The 22,341-nt window shown below is 50.8% G+C and carries 22 protein-coding genes and 1 tRNA gene; 13 read left to right on the top strand and 10 right to left on the bottom strand.

The window, feature by feature from the left end:
• The first annotated feature begins 93 nt into the window (after positions 1 to 93).
• Positions 94 to 1,221 (top strand): LPS export ABC transporter permease LptF, encoded by a 1,128-nt coding sequence (lptF, locus tag U740_RS00245; protein WP_036858375.1) that lies wholly within the window; start codon positions 94 to 96, stop codon positions 1,219 to 1,221.
• Positions 1,218 to 2,306 carry an LPS export ABC transporter permease LptG gene (gene lptG, locus U740_RS00240; protein ID WP_235189790.1) on the top strand — a complete coding sequence of 363 codons (1,089 nt, stop codon included), beginning with the start codon at positions 1,218 to 1,220 and terminating at the stop codon, positions 2,304 to 2,306. The genes lptF and lptG overlap by 4 nt, the downstream gene beginning before the upstream one ends.
• Before the next feature lie 27 nt (positions 2,307 to 2,333).
• Here lptG and U740_RS00235 read toward each other — a convergent pair whose 3' ends face one another.
• Together U740_RS00235 and U740_RS00230 are read right to left on the bottom strand one after the other, a co-directional pair.
• Positions 2,334 to 2,825, bottom strand: a complete 492-nt coding sequence (locus U740_RS00235; protein ID WP_160172030.1) for an RDD family protein — start codon at positions 2,823 to 2,825, stop codon at positions 2,334 to 2,336.
• Positions 2,826 to 3,133: 308 nt separating this feature from the next.
• Positions 3,134 to 3,775 carry a phasin-related domain-containing protein gene (locus tag U740_RS00230; protein WP_036858374.1) on the bottom strand — a complete coding sequence of 214 codons (642 nt, stop codon included), beginning with the start codon at positions 3,773 to 3,775 and terminating at the stop codon, positions 3,134 to 3,136.
• 142 nt (positions 3,776 to 3,917) lie between these two features.
• Here U740_RS00230 and U740_RS00225 point away from each other — a divergent pair, with 142 nt between their 5' ends.
• Both U740_RS00225 and U740_RS00220 read left to right on the top strand, forming a co-directional pair.
• On the top strand, positions 3,918 to 4,565 hold the full coding sequence (locus U740_RS00225) for a TetR/AcrR family transcriptional regulator (RefSeq protein ID WP_160172029.1): 648 nt from the start codon (positions 3,918 to 3,920) through the stop codon (positions 4,563 to 4,565).
• A 66-nt stretch (positions 4,566 to 4,631) separates the two neighbouring features.
• Positions 4,632 to 4,907: a polyhydroxyalkanoic acid system family protein gene (locus tag U740_RS00220; protein ID WP_036858372.1), complete on the top strand. Its 276-nt coding sequence runs from the start codon at positions 4,632 to 4,634 to the stop codon at positions 4,905 to 4,907.
• A gap of 30 nt (positions 4,908 to 4,937) precedes the next feature.
• Here the strand turns inward: U740_RS00220 and U740_RS00215 are convergent, their stop codons facing one another.
• The 4 genes from U740_RS00215 to U740_RS00200 all read right to left on the bottom strand — a co-directional run bounded on the left by U740_RS00215 (position 4,938) and on the right by U740_RS00200 (position 8,397).
• Complete coding sequence (locus U740_RS00215; protein WP_036858371.1) at positions 4,938 to 5,813, bottom strand: ankyrin repeat domain-containing protein; 876 nt, start codon at positions 5,811 to 5,813, stop codon at positions 4,938 to 4,940.
• A gap of 77 nt (positions 5,814 to 5,890) precedes the next feature.
• The gene (locus U740_RS00210) at positions 5,891 to 6,346 is read right to left on the bottom strand and encodes an RDD family protein (protein WP_036858370.1); all 456 of its coding nucleotides are present in this window, start codon (positions 6,344 to 6,346) and stop codon (positions 5,891 to 5,893) included.
• 166 nt (positions 6,347 to 6,512) lie between these two features.
• Positions 6,513 to 8,069 (bottom strand): cation:proton antiporter family protein, encoded by a 1,557-nt coding sequence (locus U740_RS00205; RefSeq protein ID WP_036858369.1) that lies wholly within the window; start codon positions 8,067 to 8,069, stop codon positions 6,513 to 6,515.
• Between the two features lie 154 nt (positions 8,070 to 8,223).
• Entirely contained in the window at positions 8,224 to 8,397 is a 174-nt protein-coding gene (locus U740_RS00200) for a hypothetical protein (RefSeq protein WP_200877010.1), read from the bottom strand.
• A 450-nt stretch (positions 8,398 to 8,847) separates the two neighbouring features.
• Here U740_RS00200 and U740_RS00195 point away from each other — a divergent pair, with 450 nt between their 5' ends.
• The 5 genes from U740_RS00195 to U740_RS00175 all read left to right on the top strand — a co-directional run bounded on the left by U740_RS00195 (position 8,848) and on the right by U740_RS00175 (position 13,057).
• A complete protein-coding gene (locus U740_RS00195; RefSeq protein WP_036858367.1) occupies positions 8,848 to 10,047 on the top strand; it encodes a tyrosine-type recombinase/integrase in 1,200 nt (399 codons plus the stop codon).
• The gene (locus U740_RS00190) at positions 10,040 to 10,804 is read left to right on the top strand and encodes a hypothetical protein (protein ID WP_036858366.1); all 765 of its coding nucleotides are present in this window, start codon (positions 10,040 to 10,042) and stop codon (positions 10,802 to 10,804) included. The genes U740_RS00195 and U740_RS00190 overlap by 8 nt, the downstream gene beginning before the upstream one ends.
• Before the next feature lie 107 nt (positions 10,805 to 10,911).
• Complete coding sequence (locus tag U740_RS00185) at positions 10,912 to 11,112, top strand: helix-turn-helix transcriptional regulator (RefSeq protein ID WP_036858365.1); 201 nt, start codon at positions 10,912 to 10,914, stop codon at positions 11,110 to 11,112.
• A complete protein-coding gene (locus U740_RS00180) occupies positions 11,109 to 11,495 on the top strand; it encodes a hypothetical protein (protein WP_036858364.1) in 387 nt (128 codons plus the stop codon). Before U740_RS00185 ends, U740_RS00180 begins: the two co-directional genes overlap by 4 nt.
• Complete coding sequence (locus tag U740_RS00175; RefSeq protein WP_051921087.1) at positions 11,492 to 13,057, top strand: replication endonuclease; 1,566 nt, start codon at positions 11,492 to 11,494, stop codon at positions 13,055 to 13,057. The genes U740_RS00180 and U740_RS00175 overlap by 4 nt, the downstream gene beginning before the upstream one ends.
• A 106-nt stretch (positions 13,058 to 13,163) precedes the next feature.
• On the opposite strand, the gene U740_RS00170 is transcribed toward U740_RS00175, so the two are convergent.
• The 4 genes from U740_RS00170 to U740_RS00155 all read right to left on the bottom strand — a co-directional run bounded on the left by U740_RS00170 (position 13,164) and on the right by U740_RS00155 (position 17,031).
• Complete coding sequence (locus tag U740_RS00170; protein ID WP_036858363.1) at positions 13,164 to 13,754, bottom strand: HNH endonuclease; 591 nt, start codon at positions 13,752 to 13,754, stop codon at positions 13,164 to 13,166.
• 12 nt (positions 13,755 to 13,766) lie between these two features.
• Positions 13,767 to 14,759, bottom strand: coding sequence for a DNA cytosine methyltransferase (locus U740_RS00165; protein ID WP_051921086.1), 993 nt, complete (start codon positions 14,757 to 14,759; stop codon positions 13,767 to 13,769).
• Positions 14,760 to 14,897: 138 nt separating this feature from the next.
• Positions 14,898 to 15,824 (bottom strand): hypothetical protein, encoded by a 927-nt coding sequence (locus U740_RS00160; RefSeq protein WP_152556756.1) that lies wholly within the window; start codon positions 15,822 to 15,824, stop codon positions 14,898 to 14,900.
• A gap of 1,120 nt (positions 15,825 to 16,944) precedes the next feature.
• A tRNA-Leu gene (locus U740_RS00155) sits at positions 16,945 to 17,031 on the bottom strand.
• A gap of 130 nt (positions 17,032 to 17,161) precedes the next feature.
• Here U740_RS00155 and queA point away from each other — a divergent pair.
• The 4 genes from queA (at position 17,162) to secF (ending at position 22,245) form a co-directional block, all read left to right on the top strand.
• Positions 17,162 to 18,214, top strand: a complete 1,053-nt coding sequence (queA, locus tag U740_RS00150; protein ID WP_036860930.1) for a tRNA preQ1(34) S-adenosylmethionine ribosyltransferase-isomerase QueA — start codon at positions 17,162 to 17,164, stop codon at positions 18,212 to 18,214.
• Between the two features lie 14 nt (positions 18,215 to 18,228).
• Complete coding sequence (tgt, locus tag U740_RS00145) at positions 18,229 to 19,338, top strand: tRNA guanosine(34) transglycosylase Tgt (RefSeq protein ID WP_036860929.1); 1,110 nt, start codon at positions 18,229 to 18,231, stop codon at positions 19,336 to 19,338.
• Between the two features lie 123 nt (positions 19,339 to 19,461).
• Positions 19,462 to 21,315 (top strand): protein translocase subunit SecD, encoded by a 1,854-nt coding sequence (secD, locus tag U740_RS00140; protein ID WP_036858361.1) that lies wholly within the window; start codon positions 19,462 to 19,464, stop codon positions 21,313 to 21,315.
• Positions 21,316 to 21,324: 9 nt separating this feature from the next.
• The gene (gene secF, locus U740_RS00135; RefSeq protein WP_036858360.1) at positions 21,325 to 22,245 is read left to right on the top strand and encodes a protein translocase subunit SecF; all 921 of its coding nucleotides are present in this window, start codon (positions 21,325 to 21,327) and stop codon (positions 22,243 to 22,245) included.
• Positions 22,246 to 22,341 lie beyond the last annotated feature (96 nt).

Here is a 22,341-nt window from a genome sequence, read left to right as displayed (position 1 = left end):
TGGGTAGGGAGTGCGAGACAATAGCAGTGTAATTCTGGATAATTGGATGAACAACTCCAATGCTAGTCCGCCGAGCATAACAGGAACCCACACTTGCTGATATTTCGCTACATTGCCAAGGATCTACTGATTTCTACATTTGCTGTCAGTGGGGTTTTGTTGATCCTGGTTGCCAGTGGCCGGTTTGTGAAGTATTTGGCCAGAGCTGCAGCGGGTGAAATGGATGCCGGCGTGCTGCTGGCCATTATCGGTTACCGCCTGCCGGGGTTCCTAGAATTGATTCTGCCGCTGGCTTTCTTCCTTGGCATATTGCTCAGTTACGGTCGGCTTTACGTGCAGAGTGAAATGACGGTGATGCGAGCCTGTGGTATGAGCGTGCGCAGGTTAGTGCTTTACACCATGATTCCGGCAGTGTTCGTCGCATCGATTGTTGCCTGGCTGAGCCTGGATGTCAGTCCCTCCGGGATGCAAAAAGCCGAAGCCCTGTTGCTTGCCCAAAAGGAACGCGGTGAACTGGACGGTTTGATTGCAGGGCACTTCCATCCTCTGCAGGGTGGTCGGGGTGTTACCTACACCGAAGAGGTGACCAAGCAGAAAGAAATGCGGGACGTGTTCCTGGCGGAAAACAACCCCGATGCCGTGGAGGGTAAACAGCTGGTACTGGTGGTTGCGCCCACCGGGCACGTCCGTGTAAGTCCCGACCCGAAAGAGGCGAATTTCCTGGTTCTTGAGGATGGTTACAGGATTGAGGGTGTGCCGGGCAATGCCGATTACCAGATCACCCGGTTTGAGGAATATGGTCAGCGGTTGAGCAAGCCTGAAGAACCAAGGAGCAGGGACAAGGTGGATACGCTGGCAACTGGCGCTTTGATGAGTTCGACGCTTCCGTCCCATGTTGCCACCCTTCACTGGCGTCTGTCTGTGCCGGTGCTGGTTCTGGTGGTGGCATTATTGGCAATTCCCCTCAGTAAGACAGATCCCCGGCAGGGCCGATTTGCCAAGACCCTGCCGGCGGTCATTCTATACATGGTTTACCTGGTTTCCCTAAGTGGTGCCAGAGGCTTGGTGGAGGACGGCAACGCTGCGGCACTCGTATTGATGTGGGGAATCCATATCCTGTTTCTGGGTATTGCCGTGTTGCTGTTTAATTGGTCGACCGTAAGCGCTCTGTTTGTGCGTCTTTCAGGCGTTGCCAGAAAGACGGTGGGAGTGCAGTCATGAAGTTTAATACAGGCTATCAGTCGATGAGGCGTCTGTCCTCTTATGTCATGGCATCGGTACTGTCGGCGATTGCCATGGTGCTGCTGGTTATCGTGACGCTGGATGCGGTGGGTGCTGTCATCGATGGGGTGGACGATATTGGTAACAAATACACATTTTCTCAGGTGGTTATCTATGTCGCGTTGACCCTGCCAGCCCGCATTTACGAGCATATTCCGATGGCATCACTGATCGGCTGCCTGGTTGGTCTCGGTGTGTTGGCCAATAATTCTGAATTGGTGGTGATGCGATCGGCCGGGGTTTCCCTGCTGCGCATTGTCTGGTTTGTGAGCCGACCGATCCTGATGCTGATTTTTTTGGGCGCACTGCTGGGTGAATTTGTGGTGCCCTATATGGACCAATATGCCGAGAGTCGGCGTATGGTTCTGAAAGGCGGGGAGAGTTCTCAGGAAACCAATATTGGTATCTGGAACAAGGAAGGCAATGAATACATGCATTTTAATGCAGTGTATCCCGGCGGTGTTTTGTTCGGTGTGACCCGCTATGAATTTGATGATCAGCATCGACTTCAGAGAGCGAGTTTTTCCGAGCGGGCGACTTACCAGGGTGATCATTGGCTGGAAGAGAGGGGCGTCATCACCCACTTCCGGGACGACAAAGTGGAAACCGGTGAATTCACCACGCGTCTCTGGGATAGCAAGTTGTCACCGGAGTTGCTCTATCTGATTATCCTCCCACCGGAGTCGCTGGCCATTCGGAGTCTTTATGATTACACCGAGTATCTGGAAGGGCAGGGCCAGGATGCGTCGAAATATCAACTGGAGTTCTGGCGCAAGGCACTACAGCCGTTGACGATTGTCAGCCTGGTATTGATTGCCATTTCCTTTGTGTTTGGTCCGCTCAGGCAGGTGACGATGGGCTACCGGATTTTTGCCGGTGTTCTGGTGGGATTGGTGTTTAGTACTGCTCAGGATCTGCTGGGGCCCGCGAGTGTGGTCTTCGGTTTCCCCCCGCTGCTAGCGGTGGTGATCCCGGCGCTGGTGTGTGCTGCCATCGGGTTGATCCTGCTGCGCAGGGCGGCCTGACTTACTATTGCGAGTGCTTCCCCAGTGTCATTTGGCAGCCGCATTCCTTTTGCTCCGTTTCGGTGGTTTCGGTAATACAACCGTTCGGGTATGGCTCCATTTATCATGCAGGCAGTCGCCGTTATGGTCCGCCAGGCACCATAGATAACCAATGCCGAACACGGCAAAGGATAGTGGTGCTAACGCCGTGCGTATCCAGCAGGCTTGCCAGGTGGGGGTATCCCCATTTTGAGCGATGAGCTGAATTCGCCAGGATTTCATGCCGAGGGTTTGGCCTGAACGACGCCAGCACCATACAAAAAACAGCGCACAAAAAAACCACCATCCCAGCATGATTAATAATTGCAATGAGCTGTGTGGCGCCTGCATGGTGTCGTCACCAAACAACCTGCGCAGTAGTAACAGTACAACGCCATAGGCGAAACTGATGCCCAGCAGCAAAAAACTGTCATAAAGCATTGCCATCAGGCGTCTTGCCAGATTTGCGGAGGGGAGAGTGGCGAGTGTGGGAGCGGTCAAGGAGCACTTCACTTATGTCAGTTAGGGTGTTGGCGAGTCTATGATGATCACTTCAGGTCGGCTAACCATTGATGTTCAACGGCCGCATTCTAGCAAAACACCATCAACTCGACATCGATAACCGGGATCAATTTTTCCCACTCACCTGATCAGGTAATCCACTTCCTTGCGCACACGATCTTTGCCTTCGGCATCGGACTGCGATTTGGCGCAAAAAAAAGGCTGCCGGTGAGGGCAGCCTGTCAATAAGGCCTATGGGATTGGCCTTGGGCACTAGTTGCTCTTGCGAGCAAGGGGGTAAGACAATATTAAGCGCTAGTAGTGGGGCTATCCGCTTTCGGTGTTGTGGTCGGCGCTGCTTTTGTCTCAGCACTGACGGGTTTGCTGGCCGCGGGAGCCGGTTTAGCCGCTACCGGTTTGGCGGCCGCTTTTTTAGCAGGTGCCTTTTTGGCAGCAGGCTTTGCCGCTGGCGTAGCTGTTGACTTGGCCGTTAGCTTGTTCACGGTGCGAATCAGTTCGTCCACTTTGGCATTCAGCTCGGCCAGCTTGTCGTCGTTGTTGTAGAACGAAGGCATAGATGGAATTGTCGGCATCACCATTTTGGATGAGACTTTTTCACGAATCTCGTCGATTCTGGAGCTGACATTCATATTGATGCCGCCCTTGCGAAGTTCCTTGCCCTGTTTTTTGAGCTTTTCACCTTTGGCTTTCAGTTTGTCGCCAGCTTCCTTGAATCTGTCGCCGGTTTTGTCCAGTCTGGATTTTGCTTCTGACTCAATTTTTGTGCCACGGGCAACCAGGTCGTCGAAATAACGACGGGTCTGATCGCTCATTTTTTCATAGCCATCATGAATGTTGTTGAGGCCGTGACCATAGGCGCCGAGTCCGGCCAGCCAGATCTTGCGTGCCAGTTCTTCGGTTTTGTCGATAGTGTTTTTAAGTTCTGCCATAGTAATATCTCCGGAAGCAGTTGAATTCGTGTGTTTACGCTTAATTTCATGCCACATTAGTGATAATTTTTAGAAAACGCATACTAAAAACCAGGTTTTTACGAAATAGTGGAATTTATTTTGCAACGCAGTCGGAATGCTGATGAAAAGACGTGATCATATTCTGTTGGTGAGCCTGGATCTGTTTAATCGCGAGGGCGAAACCAACCTCACTGCAGTGGATATTGCCAATGAGCTGGAAATCAGCCCCGGCAACCTCTATTACCATTTCAAGGGAAAGGAGGAGATGGTCACGGAGCTCTATGAGCAGTTTGAGGCCGGTATCGAAACTTTGCTACAGGACTCTCGCAGCGCGGAAGCCAGCCTGGAGGAGCACTGGCTCTACCTGTATGTGATGCTGGAACATATCTTCAACTACCGCTTTTTTTTCCGTAACACCACAGACCTGTTGCACAAGTATGGCAGTATAGACAAGCGGTTCGGCAAGTTGGTGGAAAAGCAGTATCAGTGGATACACCGGTTGTTGGATAGCCTGCTGGAGGAAGGGTTGCTGGCGGATAGAACGATGATTGCCAGCCGTATAGATCAGCTGGCTGACAACATCATGCTGATCTTCACTCATTGGTTTCAATTTCAGAACCTTCGCAAAAAATCACTAGACCAGCACCAGTTCATTCAGGGTGCCATTTTGCAGATTATGGCACTATTGGCACCTTATCTGGGTGAACAGCAATTGCAGTTTATGGAAACCTGCACGGAGCTTTCTCTCCGCGAGAAGCAGTGTCAGTAATACGGCATTTGGCCAGGTCCGGACAAATAACAAAGTTTAGCCAAACAACAAAAAAGAGAGAGGGAGATGAGTCATATTCAGTTGGAACGCAATCACACCATGGAGAAAGCACAGGTTCGCACCATGACGGAAGAGTTGGGACAAAAACTGAAAGCCAAGCACGGTGGTGATTATTGCTGGGAGGGCGATACGGTTCATTACAAACACAGCGGTATTGATGCCAAAGTGAGCTTTGATGACAAAACCGTCAGAGTGGATGTGACGCTCGGCCTATTGATGAGCGCCTTTAAAGGAATGATCGAGTCAGAAGTCTCTAAATATCTGGATGAAAATTTTGCCTGAGTGCGCCGCACGTTTATTTCAGGCCGGGGACTAGTTCTGCGTCGCACCGACACTGACCAGGTATTCAATGACCTGTGTATTGTCACCGTAGTGGGCCCACTTTAGCGGCGTTTCAGCTCCCCGGCAGGTAGCGTTGATCCGGGCGCCGTTGTTTACCATGTATTTGATCATGTCGACCGTCCCGTCCTGCGAAAGGTAGTGCAACGCTGTGCAGCCGTCACTGTCACCCTGGTTGATATCGACGCCCTGATCCACCAGGTATTTCACAACGTCGATTTTTTCCGTCAACGCTCCGTAGAGAATTGCCTGGTCAATCTGGCTTTGCTGAGCCTGCCCACTGTCCACGAAGGCTTCGAGGGTTTTCAGATTGCCGAGGCGCGCCGCCATCTTTAAAGCGCCACTGTTTTCGCCTGCCGCAAAGGTCCCGCCGTTTGCCAGAAGCAGGGCTGCCAGATCGTAGTTATCCTGGTAGGCCGCGAAAAACAATGAATCATTGCCCGGTATTGCCCCATGGGTAATCAATAAAGCCGCCAGTCGAACAGAGTTTTTCCTGATTGCCTGATTCAGGGAGCTGGCCAGTTCGCCAGCCGGAAAGACCTGGTCAGCTCCGTAACGGGATAACATTACATAAAGCCCGTAGTTGCCGCTGGCGCTTGCGTGTTTCAGTGCGTCCCGGAAGTTGGCATCGCTGATCTCTGCGAAAAATCCTGTATCCTCGAACAGATAAGCTCCATCATGGTTCCGGCCCGTGGTTGACTGTTTCAGGCCTGCGAGAGTAACCGGGATATTCCGGCGGGCCAACTCTTCCCTGGCGGCTGTTTCCGCAGCTGAGTTTGCGGCCTGTTGCGAACAGCCAGAAAAAACTGTGGCCAATAAGCCAGCCAGTAGAATTCGTAACAGATTCATCGGGTTCTCCGTCTCAGGAGCGAAAAAAGGATAGGTTGACAGCGCCAACACAGGACGGACAGCAGCGAGTTCCAGCGTTAAATACTGTCTTCAAACTGAACGGGTTCTTTGCCTGTATTGCGGATAACGACAGTGCTCGCCAGCTTGTCGTGCCAGCCCTGTTTGCGCTGGTCTATGCCCACCCAAATAAATCCAAGGCATAGTGGAACAGCGGATAAAATATACGCAAAGTATCTGCCGATAGCCTGGCCGGTACGCATTTTTTCACCGGTGGATGCATCGACGATTTGTAATTTCATGACCATTTTGCCGGGCGTGCCGAGATAGCGTAGCCAAAACCATATTGTTGCGACAAATGGTACAACATAGCCAAGCATAACGTCCCAGAAGCCGTATATCAGCTTATCCCCTAACCAATACTCTTCACCGTAAATAAGGCTTAATGGCACATATAAAACAATCGCCATGATCACTAAATCAATGAGTAGTGCGCCAAATCTAATCCAGAAACCTGCGTATTCCTTATTTTCCATAAAGCAAAAACTCCTTAATATGATTTAGTGGTTAACGGTTTTATATCACGTAAATACGTTGCGCGACATTCAATACTGGACTCGCTTTTGTGGGGCCTTGATAAGACGTTTTGGCATGTCTGGTTCCTTTCGGGAGTTCTACCTGGTCCTACTTATTCTTGCCGTATCAGCCCGTTTCGCCCTTGCGCATTGCCTCTGCTGTATGCTCTGCCAGGCTGATCCCCGCTTGATTCATCGTCAAATAGGTGTAGTTTGCACCCGCCTCGCGGATCTGCTCCTGATGCGAGTCATGCAGGGCGTGCGAGACGATAGGTCCGCTGAAACCCCGCTGGCGCAGGGATCGGGCGGCGATCAGCTTGGCCTCAAGATCGTCCATAGCCAGGATTGCCGCCTTGATCTGTCCAAAATGGCAACTGCGCCAGAAATTGCTGTCTTCTGCATCGGCGAACATCACGTTGCGTCCCGCCTCTTGGTGCGCTTTGGCGGTATAGGTGTCAGCATCAAGGCCCAGTGGCTTGAATCCATCTTGTTCGATCTGGTGGTAAGCGGCGCTACCGGTCCGGCCCATGCCAAAAATCAGTACATCGGCGTCGCCCATTTCCTTTGGTTGCTCGTCAGGGTGGATGGTGTCGCGTTCATATCGGCGCAGGTTGGCTTCGTACTGTTCGTACAGCGGATGTGCGAAGCGATTGAGCGGCGCCGATATCACGAAAGAAATCGATACGGCAATGGCCAGTGGCACGAGGTATTCGGGCAGAACACCCGCCGCTACGATCAACCCGAACTCGGAATATGCGGTCAGACTAAGCGCAGTCAGGAATGCGCTGCGTGCACGCAGCTTGAACGCCACCATCAGCGCGAAGAACAGCGCCCCCTTGAGCGAAAGCACGATACCAACGGCCACGGCAAAGACCATCGTGTTCCAATCCGGTAGACCGGTCAGTCCGATTTGCAGGAAAAACCCGACAAGGAAAATTTCCTTGAGCGACCAGAGCGACTCTCCCAATTCCTTTGCGCGGCTGTGGGTGGACAGCAGCACCCCCATCACCAGCGCGCCGATTTCCGATGAAAGGCCCATCGCCTCAAACCCCATGCCGCCGATCACCAGCGACAGCATCATGCCCATCAGCACCAGGAGTTCATCATGGCCTGCGAAATCCAGCAACTGATGCAGTACCGGGCGAAGTAGCGGCAAAGTAAAAACCAGTAGCGCCCAGATATTCGGTGTCTGGCCAGACCAGACCGCCAGCACCACCAGCGCGATAATGTCCTGCACGATCAGGATGCCGATGGCGGTGCGACCGTGAAAGGCGCCCAGCTCGCGCTTGGTTTCCAGCAGTTTTGCGGCCAGCACGGTTGACGAGAACGACAGTGCGATCGCCAGCAAAAGTGCGCTGTTCCAGTCCAGTCCCATGAATAGTTTCAACCCCGGCAGGAAGACAGCGACGGAAATCGCGAAATGCAACAGTGCCCCGCCCACTACCTGCGGCTGCGCGATCTGTTCCAGCTTGAGCTTGAGCCCGACAGTGAAAAGCAGCATCAGAACGCCCAGATGCGCCACATGGTGCAGCGTTTCCCCGGTGTACGCGGGCAGACCAAGCGGCGGCCCGAAGATGTTGATGGCAAACCCCGCTGCCAGAAAGCCAACCAGGGGCGGCAGGCCAATCTGACGGACGGCCAGACCAAAGAAGAAAGCGAAACTGATGGTGATAACTTCAAACACTGCGCGGTCTCCGTTTCAATAACTTGATCTCGGTGTCAACTTTACTGTGAAACACCGCATAGCGATTCTTTATCATCCGGGTCCGCGCAATGCTGAAGCTGTGCGGCACAAACGAGTGCCTTGTCAGCCCAAAAAGGGTCGAGAAAAATCGTTATCAGTATAAATCCCGTTGAAATCCCACAAACACATCCCGAATATTTTTTACCTCGCCCAGTTCGTTTACCACATCGCGGATGCTGTGATATTTCAGCTCGATCAACTGCGGCAGTTTTTCGAGGTCGAGTTCACCGACGCCACGTTCGACGTAATGACCGAGTAAAATTGGCACCAACTGGCTGTTTTTGTGATTGTTTTCTGGGTAACTGTCTGGATCATGAGCGTCGCTCGAGTATAAGCCGAGCGTTGGATTTGGCAACCTTGCGATATATTGCCTTGGGTCAGCTGCGGATGCTGAAATATCTACCCTTGAGTATATAAGAGGGTTTTTTGTAGGTATGGGGAATCTTCGGCGGGATTAAAGCAGGGCTGAGGTATTTTAACCCATTGATTTTTGAGTGGTACCAGAGGCCGGACTCGAACCGGCACGCTTTTAAGGGCGGGGGATTTTGAATTATTTGTGTCTATCTTCTTTGTTTTTTGAAACTCTTTTAAATACAGTTATATATCAGTTATATGTGCCTTTTCTTCCTTGCGGATTATTGCCTATATACCCCAGTTTTTGAAATAATGTGTCTACTATGCGTCTACTAATGGACACAAATAACGCTGGGATAACGCAATGCCGCACCTTAAATTGACCAAAAGAGCCATTGATAGCCTAGAACCCCCTGAGCCTTCCGTGACAGGGAAACCGGCCCAGGTATTTTACCGTGATACGGACCTGACAGGGTTTGGTTTGAAGGTGACCAATGCCGGTTCTAAGGTTTATATCGTGGAGGCTCGGGTTCAAGGTAGGCCAAAGCGCATTACTTTGGGCAAGCACGGGGCGCTGACGGTAGAGCAAGCCCGTAAGCAGGCCCGGGTATTATTGGGGGATATTGCCCAGGACAAAGACCCCTTGGCTGACAAACGAGAGCGGCGGGCTAGGGCGGTCACGCTACGCCAGACCTACCAAGACTATTTGCAAGGACGCAAGAACCTGAAGCCCAATACGCTCCATGACTATAAGCGCTGTATTGAAATTTCCTTGGGGGACTGGCTAGATAAGTCTTTAGCTGAAATTAGCAAGGACATGGTGGAGAGGAGGCACCGAAAACTGGGCGAAACCAGCCATGCCCGCGCCAACAACACCATGCGGGTGCTGCGTGCACTGTTTAATTTCGCCATAGAGCAGTACGAGGATCAAACCGGCAAACCGGTGATCCCAGTAAACCCGGTCAATCGCTTGAGCAAGAACCGCGCCTGGTACGAGGTAAGGCGGCGACAAACATTGCTAACCCCGACCCAACTAAAACCCTGGTATGAGGCTACGTTGCGGTTGAACCAGGAGACAACGCGGGATTATCTGCATTTTCTCCTGTTCACTGGATTGCGAAGGTCGGAGGCCAGCCGGATGACCTGGAATGATGTAGATTTTCATGAGCGTACCTTTCTTATTCCAGAGACAAAGAACAAAGAGCCACACCGTCTGCCAATGTCAGATTATTTGGAAGATATGTTAATCCGTCGTTACAGACAGACAGAAAAAATATGGGTATTCCCCTCACCCCTAGCCGATGGGCCTCTAAAGGAACCCCGTACCGCGCTAGGGCGCATTTCGGAACACTCTGGCATTGTATTTACTCTCCATGATCTACGGCGGACTTTTATTACCATAGCCGAAAGCCTGGACATCCCGGCTTATGCCCTCAAAAGGCTCTTGAACCACAAGTTTTCAAATGATGTAACGGCGGGGTATATTGTTCCCAGTACAGAGCGATTACGCGAACCTATGCAAAGAATCACAAACTTTATACAAGGACGCATATTAAGTGATTAACCATATCGACCCAGGGGAGGATCAACTTGACATCATATTACCCAGCTACTCTCGCGGCTTATGCGAAAAAGCCTTAGAGCTGGCTCGAAAAAATCTGGAAAATTGCTCGAAAGAGGATTTCTTTAAATACACGAATGCATTCATAACATTATTGGCCTCAGACATCCCCACAGAAACCGTTAATTCTGACCAAATCCGAGAAATGGTTTCAAAAGTACAACCAATGTCTCAGTTGTTCCGAGATCAAAAAAATACAGAGGAATACCTACAAACAGTCGATGCGCTACTTCCACAAAATCATCCTCTCCAAACACTTGCTCTTGACCTAGAAGATAACGAGGCACCAAAGGCTGTTTTTGCCTCAGCCATTTTTTCCCTGATTATCGCCTTGAGCGCACAGGAAAAAATGCTAACCAAGAAGGCCACTCCAGTAGAAGAAAGATTGAAAGTCCTCGACGCTATATCTGAAAATATTAGGTTGATGTATGAGCAACTTCTGTACTTCGATTCTGAATTAGAAGTCATCCAAAACCGCCAAGAAAAACGCACTGCAGCAGCTAAGGCACACTCAAAACACACTGATTTACACAATCAATTTTTCAGTTTCCATAAGAAAAATAAAGATCAATGGAGCAAGAGAGAGAGCGCCAGACGGTTCTATTCCAGCCTGACCGACCAAGAAAAAAGGCTATACACAAGTTCCGATCATGCGGTTAGACAACTCACTGACGCCCTTCGAAGGCACCTAAGAGGCTAATACTACGGATGCGCGCACTCGTAGTACGAGTGCGCGTACTAGTTCTATTTCCCACGCCATATCTCCTCTAATTTTCACTCCTGTCAACCATATGCAGGAGATTGAAAATGCAAACTTTACTTAATACAAAACAAGCAGCTAATTATCTGGGCGTAAGCGCAGCCTTTCTGGAACGAGACAGATGGGCCGGAGCGAGAATTCCCTTTATCCGATTAGGGACCCGCTCAATCCGTTATCGATTGGGTGATCTGGACAACTTTATCCAGCAACAGCTTCGTTTCTCCACCAGCCAGGAGGACGCAGCATGAAAAGCCTTTTCGAACTATTTGAATACATCGAATCTTTTAAGGAACAAAGTGAATGTTCCTACAGAAACCAAATCACCGCTGAGCCGATAATTCAACGCCTCGCTATCTGTGGTGTTATTCCTAACACGTATATTCATCACGCTTGGCCTGGTGACCACCTATTATTGGATATCACTCTGGAACCAATCGTTGAAGATTGGCTATTTTTTGAACTGATGAAGCTTTTGCTAAAACCAACATCAGCCGGACCAGAAGCCCGAGGTTCATTACCCGGAAAATCCGGAGAATCAGTCCGTAAAAGTCCAAGCAATTTACCCGAGCAACCCGGTACGAAACCCGGTAATAACCCGAAAAAACCCGGGAAACGGGAGGTGTCATCATGACGACTTCCTTTGTCCTTAAAGAGAATGAAGTGTGGCTATCGAAGCTGCTAACCCGGGCTCGCACCTTTGGCCCAAAGCTAAAGTGTTGGCATACCCGGGAACTTGCCAAGGGCACCCCTTTAAGGGATGCCAATACACGGGTACGCCATGTTGTCGATCGCCTATGGGTGGAGGACTTTCACTTTGCCGCTGATGACCAGGAAATTCGCGACTTGGCAGAGAGCTTTGCAAAGCGCTATTGCCGGGCAGCCATAAACAGCTCATTCGACATCAAACGCATGATTGCCACCTTTGAAGAACGATACGGATTCTCCCTTCCCTCGAACACAGATATTCCGCGTATAAGTTGCGCAAAGTTCTGGCGTAGACAACTACGAAATGTAGCAGCACAAAGGGTTGAACAACTTAACCGGGAGCTGGGATTCACACGCAGAGGTGTTGCCTCTTATGTTTCCGACTGGGGTTTCAAATCCTGGTTAGCCAAAGATCGGAGAAATCGGCGACTTTTGGAAGACATGGAAGCCGAAAATGATTTTGGTCAATCATACAATCTAGCGGAATTAGCTGACCTGGGTATTTCCAACCCAGTAAACAAGCGCAATGAACTGATGGTCCGCTTAGACGGTTTTGAAAATTATGCGGAGCAGAACTCCGAAGCTGCGTGGGTAGCGATGTTTTACACCTGGACCTGTCCCAGCAAATACCATGCAATCACTAAGGGAAAAGCAAACTCCAAATACAACGGTGCTACCCCTGTCGAAGCTCAGGCATGGTTTAACGGGCAATGGCAGAAAACCCGGGCTGCCCTTATAAGGGCAGGAGTCCCCTTATACGGGTTTCGAGTCGCCGAGCCGCACCGTGACGGCACCCCTCACTGGCACATGCTCTTTTTTGTGCCCAAAGCACGGCGCAAGGCATTAACCGACATCCTAAGGCGTTTCATCATGGCCGAAGATGGCCACGAACCTGGCGCTCGTAAGCACCGTTTTAAGGCTGAGGTGATTGATCCCAGAAAGGGACGGGCTACCGCCTATCTGGCCAAATACATTTCCAAAAATATTGATGGTCACGGACTGGATGCGGATGACGAGGGGGAAGACCATAGCGCGATCACAGCACTGCGTGTGCGCGCATGGTCTTCGATCTGGAACATTCGTCAATTTCAGCAAATTGGGGGCCCACCGGTCACTGTTTACCGGGAATGCCGAAAAACAGCCAGAAACCTCGATATTCTCACCGGAGCGCCTACGCCAGAAGTCATGGAAATCATCGAGGCCGCAGACAAAGGAGATTGGAGCCATTTCACAGCAAAGATGGGAGGCGCGGTCTGCAAGAGACTGCGTCGCCCTTTGCAATTGGCTTATCTAGTCAAGGAAAAGCTCGGCCAGTACGGCGACACCATAAAAAAAGTTTTTGGATTATGGTCGCACGACCAGCCAAAAGCCATCTCATACCCCAAACCTGAATGGACTATTCGACGCAAAGGTTCGTCAATCAATAGTATTGGGGGGTGTTTGGAAGCACAAGCGCCACCGGCGCTTGCCTTGGAGTTCTGTCAATAACTGTACGCAGGGAACTTGAAAATAAGCTGGTGCAACGACTCGATGCTCGTAAAATTTGGAAAAAAAGCACGTCGAGGGTTTATCTGAATTCTTGCGTTATTATATGTTAATGAGAATCAAAAAAATCTTTCGCTTTTTTAGGGAACTTATCTATTAACCACTTGAGTAACTCGACTTGATCTCCGCCTTTAGCGCGTCTTACTTGAATCATTAATTTTTGAACTGAGGGCCGTTCAAGGGTTAAATTAGATGCACCTTCATTGCATATTGAACAAAGCGCCCTTAAATTGCTTGGGTCGTCATCACCACCTTGAGATTTATCAACAATATGACCAATGTGAAGGCGTGTATTTCTTGTTGGGTCATAGGGGTGTGGTTCACCAGCTACAGCTCCACACATTTGACAGGTAAAACCGTTACGGTCAAGAACATAGGCGCGGGTTTCCTTAGAAATTCCGCGTTCAAATGCTGGTTCAGGTTTAGGGTTTTCTAGCAGATATTGGCCCGGCTTTAATTCACTGCGATCATTGTGGGTAAGAATCAGGTAGCCTTCCTCAGTGCGTAATTCTCGTACTCTACGCGCCCACTCACTGATATCCCCTGAAACTTTTCTGAGTTCATCAGAATCCATAATACGCCCCACATTAGCTAAGAAATGCTCTCTTAGTTTTACGCGTGCCCCCCTCTTTTTTGTCATCTTTTATTGTTCCTATACGGCAACTGAGAAAATTTTCTTGGCTGTTAAACAGTTTTGAATTTGCTTTGCCAGGGCTTCTGCAACTGGTGGGGGAAATGCATTACCAACTTGTCTATAGGCTGGGGTTTTGCGCCCTAAAAATTTCCAATCGTCGGGGAAACCTTGAATTCGAGCCACCATTTCAACAGTCAGACGCGGCATGCCTACAAAGTCTCTTTGTGGGGCTTCATCGGCGATCGTCATTCCATTCACACCTAATGAAGCCCAAGCTAGTTTTGCTCTTGTTGGACCTAAATCTGGGCCGCCATGTTTTTTAGAGCCACCAACAATTGTTGGTGCAATATCATCCGCTTGTTTCGCCCACTTGTTTGCGCCACGCCACTTGTTCTCTTTCATTTTGTCTAATAACAGCTCACCAACGCTAGGTGGGTTATGATCAAGCGGTGAACACCATTGGAAGTGTTCAGCGAGCTCTTTCTTAATGGCTACGATCACCACACGGGGGCGCAATTGAGACACACCAAAATCTGAAGCATTGAGTAATCGCCAGTCCACCACATAACCCATACGTTGTAATTTACGTTTTAGCTTTAAGCGATAGTCTTCAAAAACAGCATCAAGGAAGCCGCGCACATTTTCCAGCATCACGGCATTGGGGCGGATCTCATCTACCAGCCGTAATGCCTCAGGAAATAAATCACGCTCATCATTTTTACCCAGCTGCTTGCCAGCTTTTGAGAAAGGGGGGCATGGCACACCACCTGCCAACAGATCAACACCTTCGAAAGGTTTGCCGCTGAAGTTCTTTACATCATCTTCAATGACGTTCCAGTTAGGGCGATTATAGCGCAAGGTTCCACAGCAGTGACCATCGATTTCAACAAGTGCTTGCGCATCAAAACCGGCGTTTTCAAGCCCCAAAGCTTGCCCGCCAGCTCCGGCACAGATTTCTATACATGATAAATTTGACACATTTTTCGCCTTCTGAGATATGGTTCTATTCATATTAGCAAACCATACTTATACTGTATATATAAACAGCCGTTGCATTGAGTGGTAACGCCACACATCAAGGAGCGCGCAGATAAGCAGAACCTCCCGGCCGAATGGCTGACTTGAAAGGATTGTCAGGCGAAGAGCAAATCACAGCCATCCCAGAGCTTTTGCGGCCCCTATCAAGCCACCTAATACTGCAACACCGGTTCCGAACCACCGAATACGCATATCATGGATAGTTCTTGTATAAGCTCGGTTGGTCTTTTCCTCCTCTCTCTTTCGCTCCCTGGAAGCCATATGGAACTGTGCGAGAGCTTTTATAATTGATTCAGACAAATCATTAAAACCAATTTTTGGCCCAATAGGGTCTTCGCTATTCGCCCACGCGTATAGGACGGCATTGCTCAGCTTCTCAAACAAAGGATGTAATCTTTCTATTGCCTCTACTTCCGCAGGTGATCCAGCAGCTGCCGCTGCTGCGTTATATACGACCTTCTCTGCTAAGTACCCTTTCCAGACAAGGTCTTCAAGCTCTGCTACGAAGACCAGCATTGAATGACATTTACCAGCCATGAAGCATGCATAAGCTGCTTTTTCTAATTCGCCATCCCTAACAGAATTTCGCCCAATGGAGGAATATATTCCAGTTTGGTAAGCCCACCACTCCCAAGCGCTTTTGTCCTTTTCTAGAATCTTATAGATGGTTTCCGCATCAGCTTCTCTATCTAGATTTAGATTTAAGCTTGATAGCTTTTCGCTTCGCATCAGTTTTTTTTCGGCTACATCTTCATAGCGATCGAACAAGTCATTTAGATCTCGGTGGGTCTTGGGGGCGCCATCGAGAAAAAACTGTTGCACCAGCCAATTGACACCTGGCTTGTGCAAATGGGTGTTGGCCTTTGGCTTCAACGAAATACTAAAAGGTATGGTGGTTCCCTGCCTGTTTTCGCCTGCCTCCCTTACGAAAATAGCCTTTTCGCATTCGTTGCATTTACGCTCTACGTGCAAGTAAGGCAGTGGGTGAAGTGATTCGCCGCATGAAGAGCAAAATTTTGGAGCATTACTTTCTTTCATGATTCGAGCTTTTTTGAGTGTAGGATGTCTCGCGAAAGCTCAGCCTTTTTCGGTTTGGGTGAACTTGGGGAAACTTGTTGCATGCTTTTTATTTTTATGTGGCGTCTTATTCAGCATTGTCTAGCTCATGCTTAGTTGCATGTAAGGAATTACAGGTAATGGTAACGAGCCCCTTTGTTAAAGTGTTCCTTCTTTCGTAGACAGCACCTCTAGTATTTAAATTCACGTATATAATTGAAAACGACGCTTCATGCACTAAATGCAAATACGGTGGGGAGTCTGCTGTTATTTTGAAATCGAGTTGATTTCTGTGTGACTCGTCATCAAAATCTATATATTCTGCACATTTATAGGAATTGTTATTTCTGCTGCAAAATAAATCAATATCTATGTTTTCATTAACACTTATGGCTCGTTCGTCAGGCTCGGTCAATGCTGTTACGGAAACACACTTATTACTAGATAGAAGGAAATCAAAGTTTCCTTTAGTTATGTCTGGAATCGTCTCTGCATTCAAGTTAATCGAAAACAAGCTCAATGCTATTGATAGTATGTTCCTTCTAATTGATAACCAGATCTTTTCCATTTAACGTCTCGCTCAGTTGTGTCGCGTGTATAGTAGATTTCGGGTAGCAGTCTGGGTAGTAAGTGAGCATCGGTTGAGTATAAACCGTGCATTGGAGCTGGTAACCTCTCGTTAAGCTGTATACATTCACGGCATATTGAGCGCGTGTAAAGATCTCGTATGTCCAGCGACTTTATCCCATCCATCCCGACGTTGTTCGCATAGATATAGTATCAGCAATAATTGTGGCGCGATTACCTGCCCACGGTGCTGCAGAAAGAGGCCCAGGCAACCCCCGCCTCTCTCCCAGATAAAAAAAGGTAACCTGCTCCGTTTCCGAATGTAGGAAAAGGCAGTATAACTACTTGGCATAATGGTGCCCAAGCCGGGGTGAACCAGAAAGAAAATTACTCTCCAAGGGATTTTAAAGAAGTTGGTGCTGGTAATGGCGCCTAGGATGGGCAGGATGCATAGCCGTCTACTATATGTCTACTTTTAAAAAGTGTGGCTGTGGTGAATGCGCTGCTGGGTTTTTTCAACCTATTGATTTTTAAGTGGTACCAGAGGCCGGACTCGAACCGGCACGCTTTTAAGGGCGGGGGATTTTGAATCCCCTGTGTCTACCAATTTCACCACTCTGGCACAGGGGCGCGATTATAGCAGTGGTCCCCGGAGAAGCAATAGAGCGGTGTTGTTCTGATTGATGGGTACGCTGGCTCTGGCGGTGGATTTCCATTACCCTTGCGGCCTTTTACAAGCCTCCCCCAAACGTATGCGTCGAGACCATTTCCATTACCCTCTGCCCGATGAGCTGATTGCCCGTCAGCCTGCGGCTGAACGGAGCGGCAGCCGTCTTCTGGTGGTGGATGGCGTGACGGGAGCGTTGCAGCATCTGCAGTTTCCGGCGATCAGTTCGCTGGTCAATCCCGGTGACCTGCTGGTGTTCAATGACACCCGGGTGATTCCGGCCCGCTTGTTTGGCCAGAAGGATTCCGGCGGCAAAGTGGAAATGTTGGTGGAACGTCTGCTGGACGACCAGCGATTGCTGGCTCATCTGCGGGCCAGCAAATCACCAAAGGCGGGCACCCGACTTCAGTTTGAAGGCGGTGTGGAAGCCGAGGTGGAAGGTCGCGATGGCGATCTGTTCCAGCTGCTTTTTCTCGGTGACAGAACGGCGCTGGATATCCTTGAGAGCCACGGCCATATGCCTTTGCCGCCCTACATTGATCGCGCCGATAACCCGGCTGACCGGGAGCGCTATCAGACGGTGTACGCTGAAAAGCCCGGTGCAGTAGCCGCGCCCACGGCGGGGCTGCACTTTGATCAGCCGCTGCTCGACCAGCTTCGCGCAAAGGGGGTGGATTTTGCCTTTGTCACGCTGCATGTGGGAGCGGGCACCTTTCAGCCGGTGCGGGTTGACGACATTCACGATCACCGGATGCATTCTGAGGTGATCGAGGTCTCGGCTGAAGTCTGTCAGCAGGTGCGGGAGACTCGCGCCCGGGGCGGTCGGGTTATTGCGGTCGGAACCACCAGCGTACGATGCCTGGAAAGTGCCGCCGCCGGTGGCCAGATACAACCGATGACCGGGGAGACCGATATTTTTATCTACCCCGGTTATTCGTTCAAACTGGTGGATGCCCTGCTGACCAATTTCCACTTGCCGGAATCGACGCTGCTGATGCTGGTGAGCGCCTTCTCCGGGTACACACACATGATGAACGCCTACCGGCAGGCGGTGGCGGAGCGCTATCGGTTTTTCAGTTATGGCGATGCCATGTTTTTGACCCGTAATCCCGCCGCCACAGAGGACACTCCCCAATGAGAAACAGCTGTTTTATGTCCTTTGAGGTGGCTTGCCTCGATGGCGAGGCTCGTCGTGGCAGAATGACATTCCCCCGCGGCACGGTTGAAACGCCGGCATTTATGCCGGTGGGCACCTGTGGCACCGTCAAGGGGATGTTGCCGAGGGATGTTGAGGCCATAGGTGCCCAGATTCTGCTCGGCAATACCTTCCACCTGATGCTGCGCCCCGGCACTGACGTGGTAATGGAGCACGGCGGGTTACATGAGTTTATGCACTGGCCGGGACCAATCCTGACCGACTCCGGCGGTTTTCAGGTGTTCAGCCTAGGGGCGATCAGCAAGATTTCCGAGCAGGGCGTAGCTTTTCGTTCGCCGATCGATGGCAGCGCCGTGTTTCTTGATCCCGAGACATCCATTCGGGTGCAGCAGCAGCTCGGTGCGGACGTGGTAATGATCTTTGATGAGTGCACCCCTTACCCGGCAACCGAACAGCAGGCCCGTGCCTCAATGGAGCTTTCACAGCGCTGGGCGAAACGCAGTAAGGATGCCCACGGCGACAATCCCTCTGCGCTGTTTGGTATTGTACAGGGCGGCATGTATGAAGACCTGCGCGACGCCTCCCTGGCCGGTCTCGAGTTAATCGGTTTTGACGGCTATGCCATCGGTGGTTTATCGGTGGGTGAACCGAAAGAAGATATGTTGCGAATTCTGGATCATCTGCCGCCGAAAATGCCCCGGGACAAGCCCCGTTATCTGATGGGTGTGGGCAAACCGCAGGATATTCTCGAAGCCGTGCGGCGGGGTATCGATATGTTTGACTGTGTGATGCCTACCCGTAATGCGCGCAATGGGCATTTGTTCACCAGTGCCGGTGTCGTGAAGATCCGCAACGCGGTGCACCGGCACGATACCCGCCCGCTCGATGCGAACTGTGACTGCTATACCTGCCAGAATTTTAGCCGGGCCTATCTGCATCATCTGGAAAAGTGTGGTGAAATACTCGGGGCTCAACTGAACACACTGCACAACCTGCGCTATTATCAGACGTTGATGGCTGATATCCGTCAGGCAATCGCCGATGGTGATCTCGATGAATTCGCTGTGCGTTTCTATGCCCAGCAGGGGCTGGAGCCGCCTGCTTGAGGTTTGCCCATTTGCCCCAATATGTGAGGGGTGCTCGATATTTTCCGCCGTTTCTGACAAGGGCGCTGCTTCCACCCTATAATGGTCAGCCTTTCGATCAGGACTCAATAAAAGACTAGTGATATGAACCGTTATCCGTTATGGAAATACCTGCTGATCCTCTTTGTTATTTTGTTGGGAATGGTTTACGCCCTTCCCAATCTGTATGTGCCTGATCCGGCCGTACAGGTCTCCGGACAGAGTAGTGCGACCGTGATTGATCAGCAGTTGCTGGATCAGATGGAGCAGGCTCTCAAGGATGAAGGTATCGAGTACTTCGGTGCAGAGAGCAATGGTGAAAATGCCCTGATTCGCCTGAAAGAGCGGGATCAGCAGTTACCGGCAAAAAGGGTCATTCAGCGCGCGCTTGGTTCCGATTATGTGGTGGCGCTCAACCTCGCACCTACGACACCGGAATGGCTCGCTGCGCTGGGGGCACAGCCGATGAAGCTCGGGCTCGACCTCAGTGGAGGCGTGCATTTCCTGCTGGAAGTCAATATTGATGAGGCGGTCGGCAAGCGTATGGAGTCTGCGGTTCGGGAGATACGTGGTGCCATGCGTGAGGAGAAGCTACGCTACCATACAGTGAAGCTGGAGGGTGGGACGATTGTCAGCAAATTCCGCACTGAAGAAGAGCGGGATGAGGCGAACCGGATTCTCCGTCGCGACTTCCGCGATCTGACCACCCAGCTCACCACGGACGGCGGTTTGTTCACTATCCGCTCCAATATGTCGGAATCTGCGATCAGGGAAGTTGAGGATTACGCACTGAACCAGAACCTGGTGACCCTGAGAAACCGGGTTAATGAACTGGGGGTGTCCGAGCCCATCGTTCAGCGTCAGGGTCGCAACCGTGTAATGGTCGAGCTGCCCGGGGTTCAGGATACGGCTGAAGCGAAGCGGATTATCGGCAAGACAGCCAACCTTGAGTTCCGTCTTGAGGCCGAAGAGCAGAATGTGGTCACGGCAGAAAAATTTGAATTTCTGAATGACAAGTCACGTTTTCCCGATGCTTGGCTGGAACGCACGGTGGTGATTACGGGAGACCACGTGTCGAACGCGTCGGCCTCCTTCGATGAAAATGGCTTTCCGCAGGTGAATATCACGCTGGACAGTGATGGTGGTGCCCGTATGCACCGGGTTTCGCGCAAAAATATTGATCGCCGTCTGGGTGTGCTGTTTATCGAGTACAAGACCCGCACCACCTATACCACCAATGAAAAGGGCGAACAGGTTGCGACGTCCGAGCGCTATGTTGAAAAGAAAATTATCAGTCTGGCCACCATTCGCAGTGCGCTGGGCAAGACCTTTCGTATTACCGGCCTGGATAATCCTCGTGAGTCCTCGGAGCTGGCACTGCTGCTCCGCGCTGGTGGTCTGGCGGCACCCATGTATTTTGTAGAAGAGAGAACCATCGGCCCCTCACTGGGTGCCGAGAACATTGCCCTGGGGGTTAAATCGGTCACCATCGGTATGGCGATGGTGTTGCTCTTTATGTTGGTGTACTACCGGGTGTTCGGTATCTTTGCCAATGTGGCACTCGCTTTCAACCTGGTCATTATGGTTGCTGCCATGTCAATGTTGAGTGCAACGCTGACCCTGCCGGGTATTGCGGGTATCGTGCTGACGGTCGGGATGGCCGTGGATGCCAATGTGCTGATTTTTTCCCGGATCAGGGAGGAGCTGGCCAATGGTCTGCCACCCCAGTCCGCCATCAATGCCGGCTATGATCGCGCTTTTGTCTCGATTCTGGATGCCAACCTGACGACCCTGATTGTGGCGGTGATTCTATACGCCGTTGGCTCCGGGCCGGTGCAGGGCTTTGCAGTTACCCTCTCGATCGGTATTTTGACCTCGATGTTCACCGCAATTCTGGGTACCAGAGCGCTCGTCAATCTGGTCTATGGTGGCCGTACCATTAACAAAGTCTGGATTTAGGAGCTCACCATGACGACGCTACGTGTTATTGATTTCATGGGCCAGCGGAAGTTGGCGGCGATCCTGTCTATTTTGTTGGTGCTGGGTTCGCTGGTATCCCTGTCGGTGAAAGGCATCGTGCTGGGTCTCGATTTTACTGGTGGTACCCAGATTGAGGTGGGCTATCCACAACCAGCCGATTTATCGGTGATTCGCGCACAGCTTACGGAGAGCGGCTTTGAAAACCCCACTGTCATCTACTTCGGTTCCGAAAGTGATGTGCTGATCCGTTTGCAGGGTGAGCCAGCAGCCGGCTTGTCCGATGAGGTGTTTGCCGCGCTGAAAAATAACACCGACAGCGAAATCGAAATGCGCCGGGTGGACTATGTGGGCCCCCAAGTGGGCGATGAGCTCCGCGAAGATGGCGGTCTGGGGATGCTGGCTGCGCTGGCCGTGGTGATGCTCTATGTGGCTATCCGGTTTCAATACAAATTTTCCATCGGTGCTGTTGTTGCGCTGGTTCACGATGTGATTATCACGCTCGGGTTTTTCTCGATTACCCGCCTGGAGTTTGATCTCACAGTGCTGGCGGCGGTGCTCGCCGTGATCGGTTACTCCCTGAATGACACGATTGTCGTGTTTGACCGAATACGGGAAAATTTTCGCCTGTTGCGAACGGCGGAGGCAAAAGAGGTTATTAATGAATCCCTGACGCAGTCGTTGCAGCGCACATTGCTTACCTCTCTGACCACAATTTTTGTGCTGGTGGCGCTGTTTGTTTTTGGTGGTGAGCTGATTCACAACTTTGCAATCGCACTCATTGTTGGTGTGGTAATCGGTACCTACTCTTCTATCTATGTGGCGGCAAATCTGCTTATGGCTCTGCGGATGACCAGAGAAAATTTGTTACCACCCGAGAAGGAAGGAGAGGAATTCGATGGGCTGCCATAGGATTTCTTAATGATGACGTGCGCTGCAATTGAGGGATATGTCAAGGTATTTTTGCTTGCGCGTTTTTGTAAGCCGTTTTAAAGTGGGAATTGCGGG

This window comes from Porticoccus hydrocarbonoclasticus MCTG13d (assembly GCF_000744735.1).
Taxonomy (GTDB): domain Bacteria; phylum Pseudomonadota; class Gammaproteobacteria; order Pseudomonadales; family Porticoccaceae; genus Porticoccus; species Porticoccus hydrocarbonoclasticus.
The sequence above is the reverse complement of the archived record's forward strand: the minus strand, read 5'-3'. Positions and strand labels throughout refer to the sequence as shown.